At 48.7% G+C, this 20,695-nt stretch carries 22 protein-coding genes; 17 read left to right on the plus strand and 5 right to left on the minus strand.

Annotated elements, in window-relative coordinates:
- Positions 1-5: 5 nt before the first annotated feature.
- The 6 genes from OSH01_RS15915 to OSH01_RS15940 all read left to right on the plus strand — a co-directional run bounded on the left by OSH01_RS15915 (position 6) and on the right by OSH01_RS15940 (position 5,713).
- Positions 6-932, plus strand: a complete 927-nt coding sequence (locus OSH01_RS15915) for a histone deacetylase family protein (protein WP_266125117.1) — start codon at positions 6-8, stop codon at positions 930-932.
- 48 nt (positions 933-980) lie between these two features.
- Positions 981-1,730 (plus strand): electron transfer flavoprotein subunit beta/FixA family protein, encoded by a 750-nt coding sequence (locus OSH01_RS15920; protein ID WP_266125118.1) that lies wholly within the window; start codon positions 981-983, stop codon positions 1,728-1,730.
- A complete protein-coding gene (locus tag OSH01_RS15925; RefSeq protein WP_266125119.1) occupies positions 1,731-2,660 on the plus strand; it encodes an electron transfer flavoprotein subunit alpha/FixB family protein in 930 nt (309 codons plus the stop codon).
- Between the two features lie 96 nt (positions 2,661-2,756).
- Entirely contained in the window at positions 2,757-4,580 is a 1,824-nt protein-coding gene (locus tag OSH01_RS15930) for an acyl-CoA dehydrogenase (RefSeq protein WP_266125120.1), read from the plus strand.
- A 119-nt stretch (positions 4,581-4,699) separates the two neighbouring features.
- On the plus strand, positions 4,700-5,341 hold the full coding sequence (locus OSH01_RS15935; RefSeq protein ID WP_266125121.1) for a peroxiredoxin: 642 nt from the start codon (positions 4,700-4,702) through the stop codon (positions 5,339-5,341).
- A 156-nt stretch (positions 5,342-5,497) separates the two neighbouring features.
- Entirely contained in the window at positions 5,498-5,713 is a 216-nt protein-coding gene (locus tag OSH01_RS15940) for a hypothetical protein (protein WP_266125122.1), read from the plus strand.
- A 55-nt stretch (positions 5,714-5,768) separates the two neighbouring features.
- On the opposite strand, the gene OSH01_RS15945 is transcribed toward OSH01_RS15940, so the two are convergent.
- Complete coding sequence (locus tag OSH01_RS15945) at positions 5,769-6,536, minus strand: lipoate--protein ligase family protein (RefSeq protein WP_266125123.1); 768 nt, start codon at positions 6,534-6,536, stop codon at positions 5,769-5,771.
- Positions 6,533-6,808: a lipoate protein ligase C-terminal domain-containing protein gene (locus OSH01_RS15950; protein WP_266125124.1), complete on the minus strand. Its 276-nt coding sequence runs from the start codon at positions 6,806-6,808 to the stop codon at positions 6,533-6,535. The genes OSH01_RS15945 and OSH01_RS15950 overlap by 4 nt, the downstream gene beginning before the upstream one ends.
- 321 nt (positions 6,809-7,129) lie before the next feature.
- Between OSH01_RS15950 and rplS the strand changes: the two genes are divergently transcribed.
- Positions 7,130-7,504: a 50S ribosomal protein L19 gene (gene rplS / locus OSH01_RS15955; protein ID WP_266125125.1), complete on the plus strand. Its 375-nt coding sequence runs from the start codon at positions 7,130-7,132 to the stop codon at positions 7,502-7,504.
- A 59-nt stretch (positions 7,505-7,563) separates the two neighbouring features.
- On the plus strand, positions 7,564-8,370 hold the full coding sequence (locus OSH01_RS15960) for an NUDIX hydrolase (RefSeq protein WP_266125126.1): 807 nt from the start codon (positions 7,564-7,566) through the stop codon (positions 8,368-8,370).
- Here the strand turns inward: OSH01_RS15960 and rsgA are convergent.
- Together rsgA and OSH01_RS15970 are read right to left on the minus strand one after the other, a co-directional pair.
- A complete protein-coding gene (rsgA, locus tag OSH01_RS15965) occupies positions 8,339-9,238 on the minus strand; it encodes a ribosome small subunit-dependent GTPase A (protein WP_266125127.1) in 900 nt (299 codons plus the stop codon). The two genes, OSH01_RS15960 and rsgA, sit on opposite strands and share 32 nt — an antisense overlap.
- On the minus strand, positions 9,235-10,482 hold the full coding sequence (locus OSH01_RS15970) for a M48 family metallopeptidase (RefSeq protein WP_266125128.1): 1,248 nt from the start codon (positions 10,480-10,482) through the stop codon (positions 9,235-9,237). The genes rsgA and OSH01_RS15970 overlap by 4 nt, the downstream gene beginning before the upstream one ends.
- Positions 10,483-10,528: 46 nt before the next feature.
- Between OSH01_RS15970 and orn the strand changes: the two genes are divergently transcribed.
- The 8 genes from orn to fur all read left to right on the plus strand — a co-directional run bounded on the left by orn (position 10,529) and on the right by fur (position 17,945).
- Entirely contained in the window at positions 10,529-11,074 is a 546-nt protein-coding gene (gene orn, locus OSH01_RS15975; RefSeq protein WP_266125129.1) for an oligoribonuclease, read from the plus strand.
- A 150-nt stretch (positions 11,075-11,224) separates the two neighbouring features.
- The gene (gene paaG, locus OSH01_RS15980) at positions 11,225-12,010 is read left to right on the plus strand and encodes a 2-(1,2-epoxy-1,2-dihydrophenyl)acetyl-CoA isomerase PaaG (RefSeq protein ID WP_266125130.1); all 786 of its coding nucleotides are present in this window, start codon (positions 11,225-11,227) and stop codon (positions 12,008-12,010) included.
- 69 nt (positions 12,011-12,079) lie between these two features.
- Entirely contained in the window at positions 12,080-12,502 is a 423-nt protein-coding gene (gene acpS, locus OSH01_RS15985; protein ID WP_266125143.1) for a holo-ACP synthase, read from the plus strand.
- Positions 12,503-12,527: 25 nt separating this feature from the next.
- Positions 12,528-13,583, plus strand: coding sequence for a beta-N-acetylhexosaminidase (gene nagZ / locus OSH01_RS15990; RefSeq protein WP_266125131.1), 1,056 nt, complete (start codon positions 12,528-12,530; stop codon positions 13,581-13,583).
- Positions 13,546-15,369 carry an excinuclease ABC subunit UvrC gene (uvrC, locus tag OSH01_RS15995; protein ID WP_266125144.1) on the plus strand — a complete coding sequence of 608 codons (1,824 nt, stop codon included), beginning with the start codon at positions 13,546-13,548 and terminating at the stop codon, positions 15,367-15,369. Before nagZ ends, uvrC begins: the two co-directional genes overlap by 38 nt.
- Positions 15,370-15,411: 42 nt before the next feature.
- Positions 15,412-15,981, plus strand: coding sequence for a CDP-diacylglycerol--glycerol-3-phosphate 3-phosphatidyltransferase (gene pgsA / locus OSH01_RS16000; protein ID WP_266125132.1), 570 nt, complete (start codon positions 15,412-15,414; stop codon positions 15,979-15,981).
- A gap of 9 nt (positions 15,982-15,990) precedes the next feature.
- On the plus strand, positions 15,991-17,244 hold the full coding sequence (locus OSH01_RS16005; RefSeq protein ID WP_266125133.1) for an MFS transporter: 1,254 nt from the start codon (positions 15,991-15,993) through the stop codon (positions 17,242-17,244).
- Positions 17,245-17,519: 275 nt separating this feature from the next.
- Positions 17,520-17,945 (plus strand): ferric iron uptake transcriptional regulator, encoded by a 426-nt coding sequence (gene fur / locus OSH01_RS16010; protein WP_266125134.1) that lies wholly within the window; start codon positions 17,520-17,522, stop codon positions 17,943-17,945.
- A 181-nt stretch (positions 17,946-18,126) separates the two neighbouring features.
- Here fur and queF read toward each other — a convergent pair whose 3' ends face one another.
- Positions 18,127-18,960 (minus strand): NADPH-dependent 7-cyano-7-deazaguanine reductase QueF, encoded by an 834-nt coding sequence (gene queF / locus OSH01_RS16015; RefSeq protein ID WP_266125135.1) that lies wholly within the window; start codon positions 18,958-18,960, stop codon positions 18,127-18,129.
- A 283-nt stretch (positions 18,961-19,243) separates the two neighbouring features.
- Here queF and aceA point away from each other — a divergent pair, with 283 nt between their 5' ends.
- Positions 19,244-20,551, plus strand: a complete 1,308-nt coding sequence (gene aceA / locus OSH01_RS16020; RefSeq protein WP_266125136.1) for an isocitrate lyase — start codon at positions 19,244-19,246, stop codon at positions 20,549-20,551.
- Positions 20,552-20,695: the final 144 nt, after the last annotated feature.

Consider the following 20,695-nt stretch of genomic DNA (forward strand, 5'->3'; position numbering starts at 1 on the left):
TCCTTATGGAGACACTATATATTACTCATCCTGCGTGTCATTTGCATGAGATGGGCACCTGGCATCCCGAGAGCCCCCACAGACTAGACGCGATTAACGATCAACTCCTTGCTAGTGGTTTGGAAAGCTATTTGCATCCTCAGCAGGCACGTAGTGCCACGAGAGATGATGTTTTACGGGTGCATACGCCTGAGCATCTTAACTACTTGCATGCTAACTTACCGCAGCAGGGGCATTTCTCTGTAGATCCTGACACACTAATGAACCCCTACACCCTGGATGCGGCCTACCACGCCGCGGGAGCTGGTCTGGATGCGGTTGATGCCTTGCTACAAGAAGGAGAGCGACGGCAAGCATTTTGTGCGGTACGTCCGCCAGGACACCATGCCACCCGGGATCGGGCTATGGGCTTTTGCTTTTTTAATAATATCGCGATAGCAGCCGCTTATGCTCTAGAAAAATATGCCTTAAAGCGGGTGTTAATTATTGACTTTGATGTGCATCATGGCAACGGCACAGAAGATATTTTTGCGGATGATGAGCGCGTACTGATGTGCAGTTTTTTTCAGCATCCGTTTTTTCCTGGCTCATATCAACAACCTCAGCCTAAAAACATGGTTAATATACCTGTAGAGGCATATTGCAAAGCAGACCATGTGCTGGAACGCTTTGAAACGCTTTGTATTCCTAGGATTGCGGCATTTCAACCTGAATTGGTGTTTTTTTCAGCAGGGTTTGATGCGCATAGCGAGGACGATATGGGACAGTTGAGCTTGCTAGAGGCTGACTATGCGGCATTGACGCGTATGGTTATGCAGACTTGTGCAAGCAGCGCGCATGGGCGAGTCATTAGCATGTTAGAAGGTGGCTATGATTTGTCGTCCTTAGGGCGCAGTGTAGTGGCTCATATTCGAGCCATGAGCGGTGTGTGAATACAAATTGAATTGAATACCTGTATATGAAACTTTGGAGAATATAGGATGAAGGTGTTAGTACCTGTAAAGCGCGTCGTTGATTACAACGTGAAAGTGCGCGTAAAGTCTGACCACACCGGAGTGGATATTGCGAATGTAAAAATGTCCATGAACCCTTTCGATGAAATAGCCGTCGAAGAAGCAACGCGGCTTAAAGAAAGTGGTGCGGTAACTGAGGTCGTAGCCGTTTCATGCGGTACAGCACAAAGTCAAGAGACTTTGCGCACTGCCTTAGCTATTGGGGCCGATCGCGCGGCACTGGTGCAGACAGATGTTGAGCTACAGCCTTTAGCCGTAGCTAAGCTACTGAAGGCTCTGGTCGACAAAGAGCAACCTCAGCTTGTTATTTTAGGTAAACAGGCTATCGACGATGACGCCAATCAAACCGGGCAAATGCTGGCTGCCTTGTTAGAGTGGCCGCAAGCAACTTTCGCTAGCAAGGTTGAGTTAGCAGCCGATAGTGTTACCGTAACACGTGAAGTCGACGGAGGTTTGGAAACCATTAAGCTAAGCTTGCCCGCTGTCATCACGACAGATTTGCGCTTGAATGAGCCGCGTTATGTGACGCTGCCCAATATTATGAAAGCGAAAAAGAAAACGCTCGATACCTACACACCCGAGGATTTGGGCGTAGACGTGAAGCCGCGCTTGACGGTGCTCAAAGTTACTGAGCCAGCAGCACGTTCGGCCGGAGTAATGGTGCCAGATGTGGCCACGTTGGTAGAAAAACTAAAGAATGAAGCGAAGGTGATTTAAATGTCGATACTAGTAATTGCTGAACACGATAACGCTCAACTTAACCCTGCTACCTTAAATGCAGTGGCTGCGGCTGCTTTACTAGGGTCAGATATACATGTATTGGTTGCGGGCTCTGGCGCCCGTGCAGTCGCTGAAGCGGCGGCGGCAGTTGCAGGTGTGCAAAAGGTTATTTTGGCCGATGGCGCTAGCTTAGCAGATGGATTAGCGGAAAACGTAGCAGCACAAGTGATCAGTGTTGCACCCGCTTACACTCATATCTTGTTCCCAGCGACGTCAGCGGGTAAAAACGTAGCTCCCCGCGTAGCAGCCAAGCTAGACGTAGCGCAGGTATCTGATATTTTGTCAGTAGAGTCTGCCGATACCTTTACGCGTCCTATCTATGCGGGTAACGCTATCGCAACGGTACAATCGGCCGATTCGATTAAAGTGATTACCGTGCGCACAACCGCTTTTGATCCAGCTGCGAGCCAAGGTGGTAGTGCGGCGATTGAAGAGCAAGCTGCAGTGGCGGATTCTGGCCGCTCTAGCTTTGTGGGGCGTGAGCTGGCTAAAAGTGATCGTCCTGATTTGGCTAGTGCCTCGGCGGTGGTGTCAGGCGGGCGTGGACTAGGTAGTGCAGAGAACTTTAAGCTTTTGGATGGTTTGGCTGATAAGTTGGGTGCCGCCTTAGGAGCTTCGCGCGCTGCGGTAGATGCTGGTTATGCACCTAACGATTGGCAGGTGGGGCAAACTGGAAAAATAGTCGCGCCTCAGCTATATGTGGCCGTGGGTATTTCGGGTGCCATTCAGCATTTGGCTGGCATGAAAGACTCTAAAGTGATTGTAGCTATTAATAAAGACCCTGAGGCGCCTATCTTCAGTGTGGCAGATTATGGTCTAGTAGCTGATTTATTCCAGGTGTTACCTGAGCTTGAAAAAGCTCTGTAAATTGTCAGCCTGCTTTATGGCAGGCGATCAGGGCAAGGGTGGGTAGGCGATGTATTCAAGACTCGCCCTTGTCTGCTATGCAGTACAGGAGAGACAATGAGTTACCGTGTTCCCGTAGAAGATATACGTTTTGCCCTAAAGCAGTTAGCAGATTTGGATGGGGTCTTAGCTTTACCAGGTTTTGAGGAGTTCTCACCTGACCTCATTGATGCCGTTTTAGAGGAAAATGCGCGTTTCGTTGAGCAGGAAATTGCTCCGCTAAATCAATCTGGTGATACACAGCCGCCCCAGTGGAAAGACGGGCACGTTACCGCTAGTCCCGGATTTAAGGCTGCTTTTGAGGCGTTTGCGGCAGGTGGGTGGCAGGGTTTGCAGCATGATCCCGAGCTAGGCGGGCAAGGCCTACCTAAACTGATAGGGGCGGTGACCAGTGAAAACATTAACGCGGCAAGCCTTGCTTTCTCTTTATGCCCTTTGCTCACCGATGGCGTGATCGAGGCCTTAACTCTGGTTGGTAGCGATGAGCAAAAAGAGCGTTATTTGCCAGCCTTAATGGAAGGCCGCTGGACAGGCACCATGAACTTAACTGAGCCCCAAGCGGGTTCGGATCTAGCCCAAGTTAAAGCTCGTGCAGTTCCTCAAGATGATGGTAGCTATCGAGTATATGGGCAAAAAATATTCATCACCTACGGCGAACACGATATGGCAGAGAATATCGTGCATTTGGTCTTAGCACGCACACCAGATGCCCCCGCCGGAGTCAAAGGCATCTCCTTATTTATTGTTCCCAAGTTCTTGGCAAAGCAAGATGGCAGTCTAGGAGAGCGAAATGATGTGTGGTGTGCGTCGTTAGAGCATAAGCTGGGTATTCATGCTAGCCCTACCGCGGTGTTACTTTTCGGAGCCGATAAGGGCGAGGTAGGTGAAGGGGCAATCGGCTATCTAGTGGGCCAAGAAAATCGTGGTCTAGAGTATATGTTCATCATGATGAACGCCGCCCGCTATGCCGTAGGCATACAAGGTATTGCTGTGGCAGAGCGTGCTTTGCAGCAGGCGACCGCTTACGCGCACGATCGGGTACAAGGAGCTGCTCTTGATAGCGACTCCCGTGCGGCGGTGAGCATTGCTCATCATCCTGATGTGCAGCGCATGCTATTGCAAATGCGAGGTTTAACGGAAGGCGCGCGTGCTTTGGCTTATTATGCTGCCTCGGCAGCCGACAAAGCCCGTCATCATCCTGATGAGCAGCAACGCAAGCACTATAAAACTTTGTATGAGTTTCTCGTTCCCGTCATAAAAGGTTTCGGTACTGAAATGTCCCAAGAGGTGACCTATCTTGGCATGCAGGTGCATGGCGGTATGGGCTTTATTGAGGAGACCGGTGCGGCGCAGCACTATAGAGACGCACGTATTCTGACTATTTATGAAGGCACCACGGCTATTCAAGCGAATGACTTTATTGGTCGCAAGATTCTGCGTGACGGGGGGCAGCAGGCCCAAGCATTAGGTGCTTTGGTGCAAGAAACGGTAGAGCAGCTCATTACTCAGGCTAAGGCTGGTGGCAAGCACGCGCGAGCGCTTGAGCTTATTGCTCAGCGTTTAGAAGCCGGTATTGAGGCAGTGAAATTGTCCGCCACTTTTACACTCACTCAGGCGCAGCATGCGTTCAGTCCTGTGTTTTTAGGTAGCGTGCCGTTCTTGTTGTTGACTGGAAACGTACTGTCGGGGTGGCAACTGGCGCGCGCAGCATTGGTCGCAGCCGTAGCCTTAGAGCAGGGGGACGATGAATTCTTGCAAAGAAAACTGGCAACGGCAGTTTTTTATGCCAGCCATATTTTACCTCGCGCTGACGCCCTAGCACTTGCTGTGGCTGATGGAGAACTTTTGGCGCCTTACACCACTGCTGAAAATGTGAAATAAACATATAGCAAATAGTTATTTGATGTACGTTTCTTAGACTGACAAAATATATAGTATGTGTACGCAAGCCCGACTCTCCGGGCTTGTCTCAATTTTGATATCTCAGCAAGGGAATATGCATGGCTACTTTACGTTTAGGCGATACCGCACCCGACTTTGAGCAAAAGTCCTCTACAGGCCTCATTAAGTTTCACGAGTATCTTGGTGATAGCTGGGGTATTCTGTTTTCTCACCCCGCCGACTTCACTCCCGTTTGCACGACCGAGTTGGGCTACACCGCAAAGCTGGCTGATCAGTTTGCACAGCGCAACACAAAAGTCATAGCCGTTTCAGTGGACGATGCTGATTCGCATCAGAAATGGATTGACGATATTAACGAGACGCAGAACACACAGGTTAACTTCCCAATTCTAGCGGACGATGATCGTAAGGTTTCGGACCTGTACGATATGATTCACCCGAATGCCAGCACAACCGTAACAGTACGTTCAGTCTTTATTATTGATCCGGCAAAAAAAGTGCGTTTGATCATTACTTACCCTGCTAGTACAGGTCGTAATTTCAATGAGATTTTGCGCGTATTAGATTCGTTACAGCTAACTGATGGCTACAGTGTGGCGACTCCTGTTAACTGGGAGGACGGACAAGATGTCATTATTGTTCCCAGTTTGAAAGACCCTGAAGTGCTTAAACAAAAATTTCCCAAAGGCTACACTGAGATTCGTCCTTACTTACGCGTGACACCACAGCCTAATAAGTAGATCTTGTATCCATGCCCAACCCAGTACAACGTCATGTTGTGCTGGGTTTTTTTTCGTATGTACTGCGGTGTAAATCCGACATTCCTGAATTCACACTTGATATTCGTGCTGATTATCTATACAGTGCTGTATAAGTAAACAGTATCGGAGAAGCTAATGCCTGAAGTGTCATTTCTCAAGCGTCGCCCCCAACAGTTTGTTTCTACTCAGCAGAAGGGGCCGATGAAACGCCGTGTACGACCCATGGCCGAGCCCAAACGTCGTCAAGCTGGTTTGCCTTGGCAAAATAAAGCATTGGATGTGTGTTTAGTGGCCGTTTGGGGTCTAAGCATCCCTGGCTTAATGTGGTTGGCCGCAGCAGGCGGGTTTTAATTCCTGCTGTCAGCCTCTGAAGGTAAAGAAAGAATCACTACGAGTGGTATAAGCCTTAAGGCACAATATGCAGCCAGTCGTGAGTTGAAAATTTAGTGTTGACTAGGTTTTCTGCTTCTTCTAAGGTCGCGGAATCTAGTTCTATCGCTTTTAATGAAGCCCGCTGGGAAAACTCGGAGATCATGCCTTGTATCACCTGCGCTCGTGATAATCCTGTTTGGCTACGTATAGGGTCTATGCGTTTTTTGGCGCTAGTGGTTCCTTTATCAGACAGTTTCTCTTTACCTATGCGTAATACCTCTAGCATTTTACCGGCATCAATGTCGTAAGCCATGGTCACGTGGTGCAATACGGCATGCCCTTTGCGTGCTTGGGCCGCGCCGCCAATTTTTCCACTTGCGCTAGTAATGTCATTCAGTGGTTGATACCAAGCGTTAACGCCTAAGGACTTCAAGGCTTGTATTAACCAGGTGTCCAAAAACTCATAAGACTGCTGAAAACTCATGCCGGCTACAAATTGTTGTGGAACGCTAATTGAATAGGTAATGGTATTTCCTGGTTCAATAAACATGGCCCCGCCGCCACTAATTCGACGAACAACCTGTATGCCGTGGCGTTGCGCCCCTTCTGGATCTATTTCGTTTCGATAGGATTGAAATCTGCCTATGACAACCGCAGGGCTTTGCCACTCCCAGATGCGTAACGTAGGCGCACGTGTGCCAGCGCTCACTTGAGCGGTGATTACTTCATCTAAAGCCATATGCAAGGCAGGAGCCTGCGGCTCAGTGTGGATCAGCTCCCACTGTAAATCAGCCCATTTCATACTAACGCCCTTCGCACGACAGCCGCAATAGCAGCGGGGCTGATGCCATACATCTCTACCTTGCCCTCTAGGGATTGTGTCAGATGATGGCAGATGTATTCTTCAGAGCAATCCGCTGGAAGCCCTTCTAATAATTGATTAATGCTTGCTAATGCTTCAGCCGGCTCAAGGAAAAAATCTCCACTGAGCTGCACATCCTGTAAGCGTCCCGCTTGTACCTGTAGATTAATCACCAACAGTTTTCCGCCGGGCATTTTGTATTCAGCATGCATAGATGGCTCCTTTTTTGTGTAAGCCTAAAAATAAAGCTAGTGGTGACTATCATAAGTGAGTTTGTTCTTTGAGCGAAAATATCTGCTCCATAAGTGTTAGTCTTGCCTTGTTTTGTCACAGAGCAGTATCGAGCAAACAGAAAAAAAGCACTAGGGCCGGAATTTGAGTTTTTTATGCATAAGCTAACGTGTTTTTTTGGGCTACTTCTTGCTCATTAAAATTGAGTGGTGCTATACTACTAGGCTTTACTGTTCATCCTCTGCCTGGCACACAAGCGTTACCCTAATTTATGCGCAGGTAAGATGTTTTTGGAGTCCATAATGGATTTAATCGCTATTCTTGAACAAGAAGAAATCGCACGTGTTAGCGAAGGCAAAGAAATACCTGCTTTTGCTCCTGGCGACACCGTTGTTGTTAACGTGAACGTAGTTGAAGGTACACGTAAACGTGTACAGGCCTACGAAGGTGTTGTTATTGCTCGCCGCAATCGTGGATTAAACTCAGCTTTTATTGTACGTAAAATCTCTTCCGGCGAAGCCGTTGAGCGTACATTCCAATTGTATTCTCCACAAATTGCTAGCATCGAAGTTAAGCGCCGTGGCGCCGTACGTCGTGCTAAACTATACTATCTGCGTGAACGCTCGGGTAAAGCCGCTCGCATCAAAGAAAAGCTCGTCCGTCGCTCTGGTAACTAATTGGAAGCGTAGGACGAAGACAAAGGCACCCAAGCGGGTGCCTTTTTTTTGTGGAATCCATGCTCGATTCAACTATATCTAATGCGTTCAGAGAAGTAGCAGCGCTGGGGTTTGATCCCAGTCAAGCGCCATTGCTTCCTGTTCCTTATTTGCCTGCTTTGCCTTCGCAAGCCTTAGAGCCCGATTTTGTTGTGCAGGCTTTTCGCCAGCCGATTTCTTGGCAAGTAGATTCTTTATTTAAAGATAGTTTTTATCCGCATTTTTTACCAAAATCAAAAAATGTGCGTGCTGCGGTTTGTATTGCTATTACCCCCTCCGCTCAGAATCCTGGCGTACTCTTTACTCGGCGTGCTCTACATTTGCACAATCACGCGGGGCAAATTAGTTTTCCAGGTGGGCGTATTGAACAAAGCGATCTATCCATAGCGGCCGCTGCGATGCGTGAAGCTCAGGAAGAGGTGGGTATAGCGCCCGAGTTTATGCATTATTTAGGACAGCACCCCATTTTTGTAACCACCACGCAGTTTGCTATGTGCCCAGTCATTATGCAGTTACAGAATGGCTTTCAGCTCCAAGCTGACCCAGGTGAAGTGGAGGAAATATTTGAAGTTCCTTTGCACGTGCTGATGGATCCGCAAAAGCATCAACTGCATCAGTTTAGGGCCAGTGATGGTAGCCGACGTGTGTATTTTTCTATCCCTTGGGGGCCTTATTTTATCTGGGGAGCCACCGCGGTGTTAGTGCGTAATATGTATCACTATTTAGCGGCGGCATGGCGTCAGTTAGTGCAGCCTGATTTCGTCACACAAGCCGAGTGCGCTGAATTCACCCATTTTAATGCCGACCTTTTTGCTCATGCTCGCTGAGCAAGCGTTGATATAAAGCATAACGCTCGTCATGGATCTGTCCCGCCTGTAGGGCCTGTTGCACGCCGCAGCCAGGCTCATGTCGGTGCGTACAATTGTAAAAACGGCAGTTTTGCATGGCGGCGTGAAATTCAGGGAAACCACGGGTAATGTCATCAAGCTCTAGATGGCTTAGGCCAAAAGCTTGGAAGCCCGGAGAGTCGATAATTGATCCAGTTATCCCTGGTACATGATAGAGGCGTGTGCTGGTGGTAGTATGCCTACCTGTGCCTAAAGCCTGCGAGTGTTCTTGGGTGTGTGCCTGTGCAGCCGGTACTAAAGCATTCAGTAGCGTAGATTTTCCCATACCACTTTGTCCTAAAAGTAGAGTGGTTTTTTCCTTGAGCATGGGCTGTAGTAATGCCACGCTATGGCTAATGTCTAAAGCGCTCAGCTCAAGAATAGGAACGCCTAAGGCGGCTAAAGGTGCCAGCTTAGTGCGTGCTCGCTCTAGGTGGGTCGATAAATCTATTTTGTTCAATACAATGAAAGGTTGAATGGAAGCCGCCCATGCAGCAGTTAAGGCTCGCCCTAATAGGTCTTCGGAGAATTCGGGCTCAGGAGCGACAACAATCAGCAGTTGATCTATATTGGCAGCAAATTGTTTGCTGCGAAACTCGTCCGAGCGAAAAAATAAGTTGCGGCGCTCATCGATGCGTTCTATAGATCCTTCATCTTGCCCTTGTGCTTGTACCTGGACGTAATCACCCACAGTGACATCACTGCGTTTGCCGCGTTGAAAACATTTTATATTACGACCATCTTCCAGCTCCACAAAGCAGTGGCGGCCGTGGGTGGCAATGACGCGGCCCTTAATGAAAGTTGTCATGCTATAGCTCGTATGAATTGTAGACGTTTGATGGCACTGGGGTGGCTGTCGTAATAGGCGGAGTGGATTGGATCTGGTGTGAGGGTGGCGGCATTATCGTTATAGAGTTTCACTAAGGCGGAGCATAGCTCATCACCCGAGCTGTGTTGTGCGGCAAAAGAGTCCGCTTGATATTCGGCGCGGCGCAACAAGTAACTGTTCAGTGGCGTAGTCCAAAAGGTAAAAGTAGGGACAACTAAGAAAAACAGGATGAGTGCCAAGGCGTCATTGCTGGAGCCTATTCTTGGCGTGACGCCCAGTTGGGTGAAGAAACTGACTTGCGTGACGGCCCAGCCTAGAACCTGAAAAAGCACAAAAGAAAATAGTAAGCTAAAAACAAGACGAGTCAGTATGTGCTTATGTTTGAAGTGCCCCAGTTCGTGAGCCAATACAGCTTCGATTTCACTGGCTCGCAATTTGGCCAATAGAGTATCAAAGAAAACGATACGTTTCGTGCGGCCAAAACCGGTGAAATAAGCATTGCCATGAGCTGATCGACGCGATCCGTCCATTACGTACAAGCCACTGGTGTGAAACCCGCAACGCTCGGATAAGTCGTTGATACGCTGACGTAACTCTTGGTCCTCTAAGGGCGCAAACTTATTAAATAAGGGTGCGATAACGCTGGGGAAGAGCCACAGCATAAGAAGGTTGAACGTCGCCCAACACAGCCAGGCATAGATGGGCCAAGACGTGCCTAAACTACCCATAGCCCATAGTATGAATGCGCAGATAGGTGTACCGAGCAGCATGCTGATAATGATAACTTTTAGTAAATCCGTAAAATAGAGCTTTAAGGTCATCCGGTTAAAGCCAAAGCGTGCCTCAAGGACAAATTTTCGGTACAGACTAAATGGGAGGCCAGCCAAACCCATGATTGCCAAAACGGCTCCGATCAGGCTAAGCTGGCGCCACATTTCATTATCAACCATAAGTCCTATCAACCAGTCTAAGACTTCTAACCCACCACAGAGCGTGAGCAACAGTAGTAGTATGGTTTCGGCAAGCCGTTCGCAGGCCCCTAAACGGGTGCGCGCGATGGTGTAGCGTGCCGCACGTTGATGGCTACTTAATGAGATGCGATGCGCAAACTCTTGGGGTACTTGATCTTTATGCTGATGTACATAACGCGTTTGACGCCAAGCTAGCCAAAAACGCAAGCTAATATCGGTCAGTAGAAAGATCAGAAACAATAGTGTCAGCATGTCATCCAAGGCATGTGCGAAAATAAATGTTTTAAGGAATGATTATATGGCGGTTCACACACAACGTCTGGTATGGCTCGATATGGAAATGACGGGGCTAGATCCAGATAAAGAGCGCATCATAGAAGTGGCCGTTGTGGTTACCGAAGCTGACCTGAGCTTAGTTGCGGAAGGCCCTGTACTCGTTATCCATCAAAGTGATAAATTGCTAGATGGCATGGATGCGTGGAATAAGGGCACCCATGGGCGTAGCGGTTTGATTGATAAAGTGAAGGCGTCCACGCTAACCGAGGCGCAGGCAGAGGACATCTTACTGGATTTTTTAAAAGAGCACCTGCCTGCGGGTAAGTCCCCCTTGTGTGGTAACACAATTAGCCAAGACAGGCGGTTTATGTATCGCTATATGCCACGCCTAGAATCTTTTTTTCATTATCGTAATCTGGACGTCAGCACGCTCAAAGAGCTGGCCGCACGCTGGAAACCTGAGGTGGTGAAAAGTTTTGTGAAGCATAGCAAGCATGAAGCGTTGGCCGATATATATGAGTCCATCGAGGAACTTAAACATTATCGCGAACACTTTATTCAGCTTTAAATGAATGTTGCTCTCCTTTTTGCTCAGGGTGCAAAGTATCCGAGCAAAAGGGAAGCGCTCAGTGCTGTAACGATGTGAAGGTTTGCTGCGGTGCTAAAGAGGTGCTGAGGGCAAAATAACAAGAAACCAATTACTGGCAGGAAGGGGAGCATGGAACAATGTATACAATTTAGTGTAGAGCATGGGGTGGCTCGCATCACTTTGAATCGCCCCGACAAGTTAAATAGCTTCACCGTACCGATGCACCAGCAATTGGCACAGTCTTTAACGGAGCTAGAGCAGCAGGGCGCTAGGGTGTTGCTCCTAACGGGTAACGGCCGAGCCTTTTGTGCTGGCCAAGACTTGTCTGAGCGCAAGGTGGCGCCGGATGCGCCGCCTGTAGATTTGGGACTAAGCGTAGAAAAATACTATGGTCCTTTAGTGCGTCGTTTGCGCGCTTTGCCTATGCCCGTGGTCGTAGGGGTAAATGGAGTGGCGGCTGGGGCCGGCGCTAGCTTAGCGTTGGCGGGCGATATTGTGGTAGCAAAGCAGTCTGCTAGTTTTGTTTTGCCGTTTTGTCGCCTAGGGCTGCTACCCGATACCGGTGGCACATATATCTTGCCACGCTTAATAGGGCCCGCTCGAGCACGGGGTTTAGCCATGCTGGGCAATAAGCTCAGTGCAGATCAAGCCGCACAATGGGGCTTGATTTGGGAGTCAGTGCCTGACGAGCTGTATGCTGCTCACCTCGAGGAATTAGTGCAAGGCTTAGCCGTGGCACCCACTAAAGGCTTGGCATATACCAAACTGGCCATGGAGCAAAGTTGGCATCACACCTTGGCGCAGCAGTTGGACCTTGAGCGTGATCTGATGCGCGAGCTAGGAGCCAGTGAAGATTACCGAGAAGGCGTGAATGCATTTATGGAGAAACGCCCGCCCTTTTTTAAAGGGCGTTAGGATTTCATAAAAATGTGGCAATAGTCGCGGCACTACGCTTTAGGAATATGAGTGAGCACGAGTGAGAGTATGTTTGACCAAGCACCGACAGGCATTGCAGGTATAGGTACTGACCTCATACGCATAGCACGTATTGAGCAGGCGTTAGCACGTCATGGACAGCGCTTTGTACAGCGTATATTGGGAGAGCAAGAACAGGTGATTTATGCTCGTCGTAGTCAACGTGACCCCCAGCGTGGGGTACGTTATGTGGCCATGCGGTTTGCTGCCAAAGAAGCCTTTTCCAAGGCAATTGGGCTGGGGATGCGTATGCCTATGGCGTGGTCTCGTATGCAAACCTTAAATGCACCCAGTGGGCGCCCCATGGTGGTGCTGTCTGGCGATTTAAAAACATGGTATGAAGCTCGCTACGGTGAGGCACTAATTTCTTTGACCGATGAAACTGATATGGCAATGGCCTTTGTGATAGTACAAGCTCGCTCAGCCACTTAATACTGCCTTTTATATTGAGACTCACATGACAGAACATACTTCATCTGCCTCAGTGGCCCCAGGGCCTGTGATGGTAGACATTCAAGGTTATACGCTGACCGAGGCCGAACGTGCGCGTTTGCAGCATCCCTTAACTGGCGGCTTAATTTTATTCGCTCGTAACTTTGAAAGTCGCCAGCAGCTTAGCCAATTGTGCGCGCAGGTACGTGCTCTGCGCAGCGATATTATTATTGCCGTTGATCACGAAGGAGGTCGTGTTCAGCGTTTTCGCGATGATGGCTTTACGACTTTACCCGCCATGCGAAAACTGGGTGAGTTGTGGATGAAGGATGCCACTAAAGCGGTACAGGTTGCGGTTGAAACCGGCTATGTGTTAGCGGCCGAGTTACGCGCTTGTGGGGTCGATCTTAGTTTTACTCCTGTATTAGATCTAGACTACGGGGTAAGTCACGTCATTGGTGATCGTTCGTTTCATCGTTCCCCGCGTGCAGTGGCGATGTTAGCTGAGGGTCTAATACGTGGATTACAGAAAGCGGGCATGGCCGCTTGTGGTAAGCACTTCCCTGGTCATGGCGCTGTAGAGGCAGACTCGCATCACGAAATTCCCGTAGATGAACGTAGCTTGCAAGAGATTATCGATGAAGATGCCGCTCCCTATGGTTGGTTGGGGCCTTTATTGTTGCCAGCGGTCATGCCCGCTCATGTTATTTATCCTAAAGTAGATGACAAGCCGGCAGGCTTTTCGGAGTTCTGGTTGCAGCGAGTATTACGCAAAGCCTTGGCGTACAATGGTTTGATCTTTTCAGATGACCTGACTATGGAAGGGGCCTCGGTGGCTGGCAATATCATTCAGCGCGCTCAAGCCGCTTTGAGTGCAGGGTGTGATATGGTTTTGGTGTGTAATCGCCCAGACTTGGCCGATGAACTCCTTGCCGTGCTGGACTACCAACAGCCGCCGGAGTTCGCCGAGCGTTTTTATCGTTTGATGCCTAGCCAAGTTGCGTTGGACTGGGATACTTTGCAAGCCGATGAGCACTACCAGTATGCCCGAGGACTTCAATCTCAAATCGTTTCTAGCTGAACTGCCAGCATTGCCGGGGGTTTATCGTCACCTTGATGCTCAAGGTGACGTGCTGTACGTGGGTAAAGCACGCGACTTAAAACGTCGTGTGAGCTCTTATTTTCAAAAAAATCTTAGCAGCCCTCGTATTGCGCACATGGTGGCACGCGTTGCCAAGATAGAGGTGACGATTACCCGTAGCGAAGCCGAGGCTTTGCTGTTGGAAAACAACCTTATTAAACGACTTAAGCCGCGATACAATATTTTGTTCCGCGATGATAAGTCCTATCCTTATCTTCAAATCAGCGCACATGAGGCGGCTCGTATTGCCTATTACCGAGGCAGTACGAATGGCCCCGGCCATTTTTTTGGGCCTTATCCTAACGCGTGGGCCGTGCGCGAAACCATACAGATTTTGCAGCGCATTTTTTTATTGCGTACCTGTGAAGACAGCGTTTACGCCAACCGCACTCGTCCATGCTTGTTGCATCAAATAGGGCGCTGTTCTGCGCCCTGTGTGGGCACCATCACCCTAGATAGTTACCAAGCGGATGTAAGCCGAGCGATACGTTTTCTTGAGGGGCACACCAGCGAAATATTGAATGAGTTAGAAGCGCGCATGATGCAGGCCTCTGAGGAGCTGGCTTTCGAAAAAGCCGCCACCTTACGTGATCAAATGAAAGCGCTCTCGGCAGTATTGCAGCAACAAAGCATGGAGCAAACAGGCAATGATGATGTTGATATTATTGCTCTGAGTCATGCGGGGGGGCGTTACTGTGTGAATTTGGCTATGGTGCGAGGTGGCCGCCACCTAGGCGACCGTGCTTTTTTCCCCACCCAAGTCCAGGGTGACGAGGCAGCGGATGTGCTCGCTGCTTTTGTTACGCAGCACTACCTCGAGCGTATGCTGCCTCCCTTGCTGGTGTGTTCACATGCTTTACCTGACGCTGATTTGCTGAAACTCTTAGCGCAGCAGCACAATACCAAAAGCCGAGTTTTAATACGTCCTCAAGGGATCCATAAAACGTGGTTAGAGCAAGCCCAGCGGAATGCAGACTTAGCCTTGAGCCGCGTCTTAAGTGAGTCCACTGCACGTGCTGATCGCACTCAAGCTTTGGCGGAGGTGTTGCAGTTAGAGCTGGATGAGCAAGCTTTAGATGCCCTCCATATAGAGTGTTTCGACATTAGTCACACAGCAGGGGAGGCCACGCAGGCTGCCTGTGTAGTGTATAAAAACCATGCAATGCAAAATGCACTGTATCGTCGTTACAACATTGCTGGTATTACTCCCGGGGATGATTATGCTGCAATGAGACAGGTGCTTACTCGCCGTTATTCCCGTGTGGCAGAAGGTTTGGGCGCCATGCCCGACTTAGTGTTGGTTGATGGGGGGAAAGGGCAGGTCGAGGTCGCTAGACAGGTGTTTGCAGAGCTGGGCTTAGACGTGGGTTGTTTGGTCGGGGTAGCGAAAGGAGATAAACGCAAGGTGGGGTTGGAAACCATACTCTTTGCCGATGGCAGGCCTGCTAAGGCCTTAGGTATAGAGTCTGCGGCCCTAATGTTAATTGCACAGATACGTGATGAAGCACACCGCTTTGCTATTACAGGTATGCGGGCTCAGCGTGCGAAAACAAGGAATGTTTCTCGCCTTGAGGGTATCGTAGGGGTGGGGGCCAAACGCAGGCAAAAGTTGTTGGCTAGGTTTGGTGGATTCAGTGGTGTGGCGGACGCCAGCATTGACGATTTAAGCACGGTTGAAGGAATATCTCAGGACTTGGCTGAGCGTATTTATTTTGCTTTACGTTAGGCTGGCCGTTTGATCGTCTGCTTTTAGGTTAGTATCGAAATTATGCCTTTTAATATACCTATCGCTTTAACGTGGCTACGCATAGTCATGATTCCCTTAATCGTGGCATTGTATTACGTGCCTGACAGTTGGCTAACGCCCCTAGAGCGCGACACTTGGGCAGCGATAGTGTTCGTCATTGCCGCTCTCACTGATTGGTTCGATGGTTGGCTAGCGCGTCGTTGGAATCAAACGTCCTCATTTGGTGCATTTTTGGATCCGGTAGCCGACAAGTTAATGGTCGGTGCAGCTTTATTGGTGCTGCTGGACTTAAATCGGGTGGACGCTTTTATTGCGCTGGTGATCATTGGACGTGAAATCACTATTTCAGCTTTGCGTGAATGGATGGCAAAAATTGGTGCTAGCGCCAGTGTTGCGGTGCATCGCTTAGGTAAGTTTAAAACGGCCGCTCAAATGGTCGCTATACCTTGCTTATTGTATTGGCACTCTTGGAACGGCTTACCGATACGTTTGATTGGTCAAGTGCTCATCGTCGTAGCAGCTGTGCTAACCGTTTGGTCTATGTGTTATTACCTGCAGAAAGCTTGGCCTGAAATTAAGAAAAAACAATGATGAGCAAGTATGTCTGACACATCTATACCGTATGCCTTAGCAGGGACTCAGCGACAACAAGACTGGCGTGTTATTACCGTGGTGGGCATTGCACATGCAAGTTCGCACTTTTTTCAGTTGCTGCTGCCTACCCTGTATATCGCTTTGAATCGTCAGTTTGGGTACGACTTTGTTAGCTTGGCTACTTTGGTCACCCTGTTTTATCTCGTCTCGTGTATCGGGCAGGCTTCCTCCGGTTTCCTAGTCGACCGTATCGGGGCTGTGCCGGTTTTAAAATTTGGCTTAGCTTGCTTTGTACTGGCAGCCTTACTGATAGCCTCAGCCAATTCATACTGGATATTAGTCCTAGCGGCGCTGATTGGTGGTATAGGTAATGCCATTTTTCATCCCGTTGATTACTATATATTGAATCATCGCGTTAGCCCCCAACGCTTGGGACATGCGTTTAGTGCACATGGCTTTACCGGCAATTTAGGCTGGGCGTTAACTCCCGTGTTTGTTACAGGCTTGAGCAGTCTGTTTGGGTGGCGAGTTGCGGTGTATGCAGTCGCTGGTTTGATCGCCTTAGTGTTAGCGTTAGTTTGGGGCAATGCTGCCTATTTGCGGGGTACTACAGCTTCTGAAACAAACTCTAATGCGGAGCAAAGCTTGGCTTCCGCCACCATACTCGATACTCTAAAAACATTATTGAGTCAGTCCACGCTGTGGGGCGCCTTTCTATTTTTTGCTTTTGCCACTGCCGCTGTTGCTGTCGTACAAAATTACACCATTCCGTTATTAAGCCAAACCTACGGAGTAGATGAGTTAAGGGCTGGTACAGCCTTGTCTTCTTATATGTTAGCGGCGGCAGGTGGCATGATCCTAGGGGGCTTCATCGCCTCCCATAATCCTCGGGCAGAGCTAGTGGTCTTTATTTCCTTAGTCATTGCAGGCATTATTCTTGCGGTCTTGGGAACAGGATGGTTAAGTGCTCGTTGGGCATTGGTGCTGGTAGCTTTAGCAGGCCTTTGCTCGGGTGTCTCTTCGCCTTCTCGCGACTTATTAATTCGTAAAGCAACTCCCAAGGGGGCAACGGGAACTGTATACGGCCTGGTGTACTCAGGAATGGATGTAGGCTCATCCATGTCGCCTTTGTTCTTTGGTTTGTTTATCGATGCTGGATGGCGCCAAGTGCCTTGGTTCGGGGCCGGCCTAGCTTATTGGGTAGCTGCAGGTCTTGCCTTATATGTTGCTATTGTTTTGCGTCAGCGAGCGCTTAAATAAGCTTGATCGTTAAACTAACTAATTGTTTTGCTTGGTATATTGCTGCCAACGCTTAGGGCTAGTGTTGGACTATGCGCTAGGACACGGTAAGATAGGGGTAGCTTGGGTCTGTGCTTGTGTAGGTTCATCATGAGTGCTCCATGTCACAGCCGGCAGTATGATGTGTTTGTTGTCAGATATATCTGTTGTAAAAGCGATTCCCCTTTATGCCAAATAAGTCGTCTTGCCTTTTGTGCGAGGTGATCTGGCGCGTCATCCATTTCAAGGAGAACGACATGAGCGGCTTGGATATACTCAAGCGAGCAGGGTTGAAAGCGACCTTGCCACGTTTGCGGGTGTTAACCCTTTTTCAAGAAAGCGAACAACGGCACATGAGTGCTGAAGAGGTCTATCGTGAGTTGCTAGCCAAAGAGGTAGATATTGGTTTGGCTACGGTGTATCGCGTATTGACTCAACTGGAAGATGCAGGCCTATTAAAACAAGCGCATCTACAATCAGGACGTGCATTTTATGAGCTTGACGATGGGCGTCATCATGATCATTTAGTGTGCCTAGACTGTGGTCACATACGTGAGTTCTTCAATAATGATGTAGAGCAACGCAAAGAGAAAATAGCTCAGTCTTTAGGTTTTGAGTTGTCTGATCACACCATGGTGTTGTACGGTTCCTGTAGCCAACCCGATTGTGAAGCGCGCGCTTAACATCTTTTGTTAATAGTAGCGCTACGGCATCTTTAGAATTGCAGTTTTCCGTAGTTGGCCTGAACTCTTTGGTTTTCAAAAGAGTTCAGGCTTTTTTAATGAATAATAACAATTTTTCTATCCCGTTTAGTCTGGTATGGCCTACGTACACGGGAGGGATCGAGCGCAGCAATAAAGAGACTTATTGACGCGCTAGGCGTGGCTCCATAGGGGTAGCCGCATAGTTAGCCCGCCACGGATTAATGTCTAATCCACCACGGCGGGTATAGCGTGCATAAACAAATAGCTTTTCTGGTTGGCAACTTTGCCAGATGTCATTATATAAGCGCTCTACACAGTGCTCATGGAACTCATTGTGGTGGCGTAGTGACACGATATAGGCCAATAAGGAAGAGTGATCAATTTGTGGGCCGATGTATTGTATTTGTACGCTGCCCCAATCTGGCTGATTAGTAACCAGACAATTAGATTTGAGCAGATCTGATCGTAGTGTTTCACTGACTAGGCTGGCATCCGGTACTACCTTTAGCAAATTTTCTTGCGGAGTGTAATGCTCAATTTCTACATCTAGCTCATCAATCAGTGTGCCGGAGAGCGAGTCAATGGGGTGTGCTCTGAAGCTTTGCAAGGCTTGTATGGTCACTTGTACAGATGCACCTGCAACAGTTGACAGGTCCTGCTGTATACGTTGGGTGAGCTCTTCTGGGCTGTCGATCTTTTCCTCATTGAAAGAGTTGAGGTAAAGCTTAAGTGACTTGGACTCTATCAGGCGTGGACTGTGCCAAGGTACTTCGAAGCGGCCGATAGCTACTACAGGCTTTCCTTTGCTATTTAGCCACGACATTTCATAAGCATTCCATATGTCTGCGCCAAACCAGTTAGTTGGTATCGTTAGGTGCCCCCGATTATCAGCTCTGGGAATTCCAAACAGTAGTTCGGGTTGGTAACGGCTGGGGTAATTGGTAGCTTGCCCTAACGGTGAGTGTTGCAAAGAGTTGGTTGGAACGTTTGTCATAAGTAAGGCTGATAATAATTAAAGGATTTTTTCGTATTATCCCACATTGTGGAAGTGCGGTTTTAGTATGTAAAAAGTCACTGCTGCGTTGCGTGAGAATATTTTTCATAAAGAAGTATAGCTTTTCATATCTCGAAAAACTATTTTTAGTTGCTTGATTTTAAACGGAAAGATATTTTGTCTTATATAAGACATAAGTGATCTTTGCGATGCAGCATTTGTATAAACTGTAGTCATCTTATTCGCAGTTCTAACCATAGCTAAACATAACTTGGAGTGAATGATGAGCACACGAGAAAATGAAATCCGTTCTTTACAGAAGCGTTGGGCAGAAGATCCTCGCTGGCAAGGGATCAAACGCGGTTATACCGCTGAAGAGGTTGTCAATCTGCGTGGCTCGGTGGTCGAGGAGCATACCTTGGCGCGGCGTGGAGCAGAGCGTCTATGGAAACTGCTCCATGAAGAGCCATTCGTCAACTCGCTGGGCGCCTTAACAGGCAACCAAGCCATGCAACAGGTAAAAGCTGGTCTAAAAGCTATTTACTTATCCGGTTGGCAAGTGGCTGGCGACGCAAACTTGGCAGGGGAAATGTACCCTGATCAAAGCTTGTACCCAATCAATTCCGTGCCTCAGGTAGTACGCCGCATCAATAACGCCTTATCGCGTTGCGATCAAATTCAATGGATGGAGGGGGTGAATCCGGGCGATAAGGACCACATTGAGTATTTCGCTCCTATTGTGGCCGATGCTGAAGCGGGTTTTGGCGGTGTGTTAAACGCATTTGAGCTAATGAAGGCTATGATCGTCGCAGGTGCTTCCGGTGTGCATTTCGAAGATCAACTTGCTTCAGTTAAAAAGTGTGGCCATCTAGGTGGCAAGGTATTGGTACCCACCCGTGATGCTATTTCCAAATTGGTGGCGGCCCGTTTAGCTTCTGATGTCTTGGATGTGCCCACCATTTTACTGGCTCGTACCGATGCCGATGCGGCAGACTTGATTACCAGTGATGTTGATGAAAATGATCGCCCCTTCATTACCGGTGAGCGTACAGTCGAAGGTTTCTTCCGCACACGAGCAGGTATTGACCAAGCGATTTCGCGTGGCTTGGCCTATGCACCGTATGCTGATTTAATCTGGTGTGAAACGGCTACACCTGATCTAGAGTACGCACGTAAATTTGCAGAGGCGATCCATCGTCAGTTTCCAGGCAAAATGTTGTCTTATAACTGTTCGCCTTCCTTTAACTGGAAACGTAATCTAGATGATGCCACTATTGCGAAATTCCAACGTGAGTTAGGGGCAATGGGGTATAAATATCAGTTCATTACATTAGCCGGTTTCCACGCTTTGAACTATGGTATGTTCGACTTAGCACACGGCTACGCTCGTAACCAAATGAGTGCTTTTGTAGAATTGCAAGAGCGCGAGTTTGCTGCAGCAGATCGTGGCTTTACCGCGGTGAAACACCAGCGTGAAGTGGGTACAGGTTACTTTGATGCCGTCACACAGGCAATCGAAGGTGGGCAGTCTTCAACGACGGCTTTGGCAGGATCTACCGAAGCTGAACAGTTTGGGGTGAGCGCGACCTAAAACCTGAAGAATCTAGTAGTGGTGCGCCAGCGATAAAAAAAGGGGCTGCTTAGGCAGCCCCTCAAGGCATTTGTCAGTGATTGCCGTACTTGGGGGGATTACGGCCTGAGCAAGATGCATAAACAATACAATATAGTAATCATA

It is taken from the genome of Alcaligenes endophyticus (assembly GCF_026344035.1).
GTDB classification, from domain to species: Bacteria; Pseudomonadota; Gammaproteobacteria; order Burkholderiales; family Burkholderiaceae_B; genus Alcaligenes; species Alcaligenes endophyticus.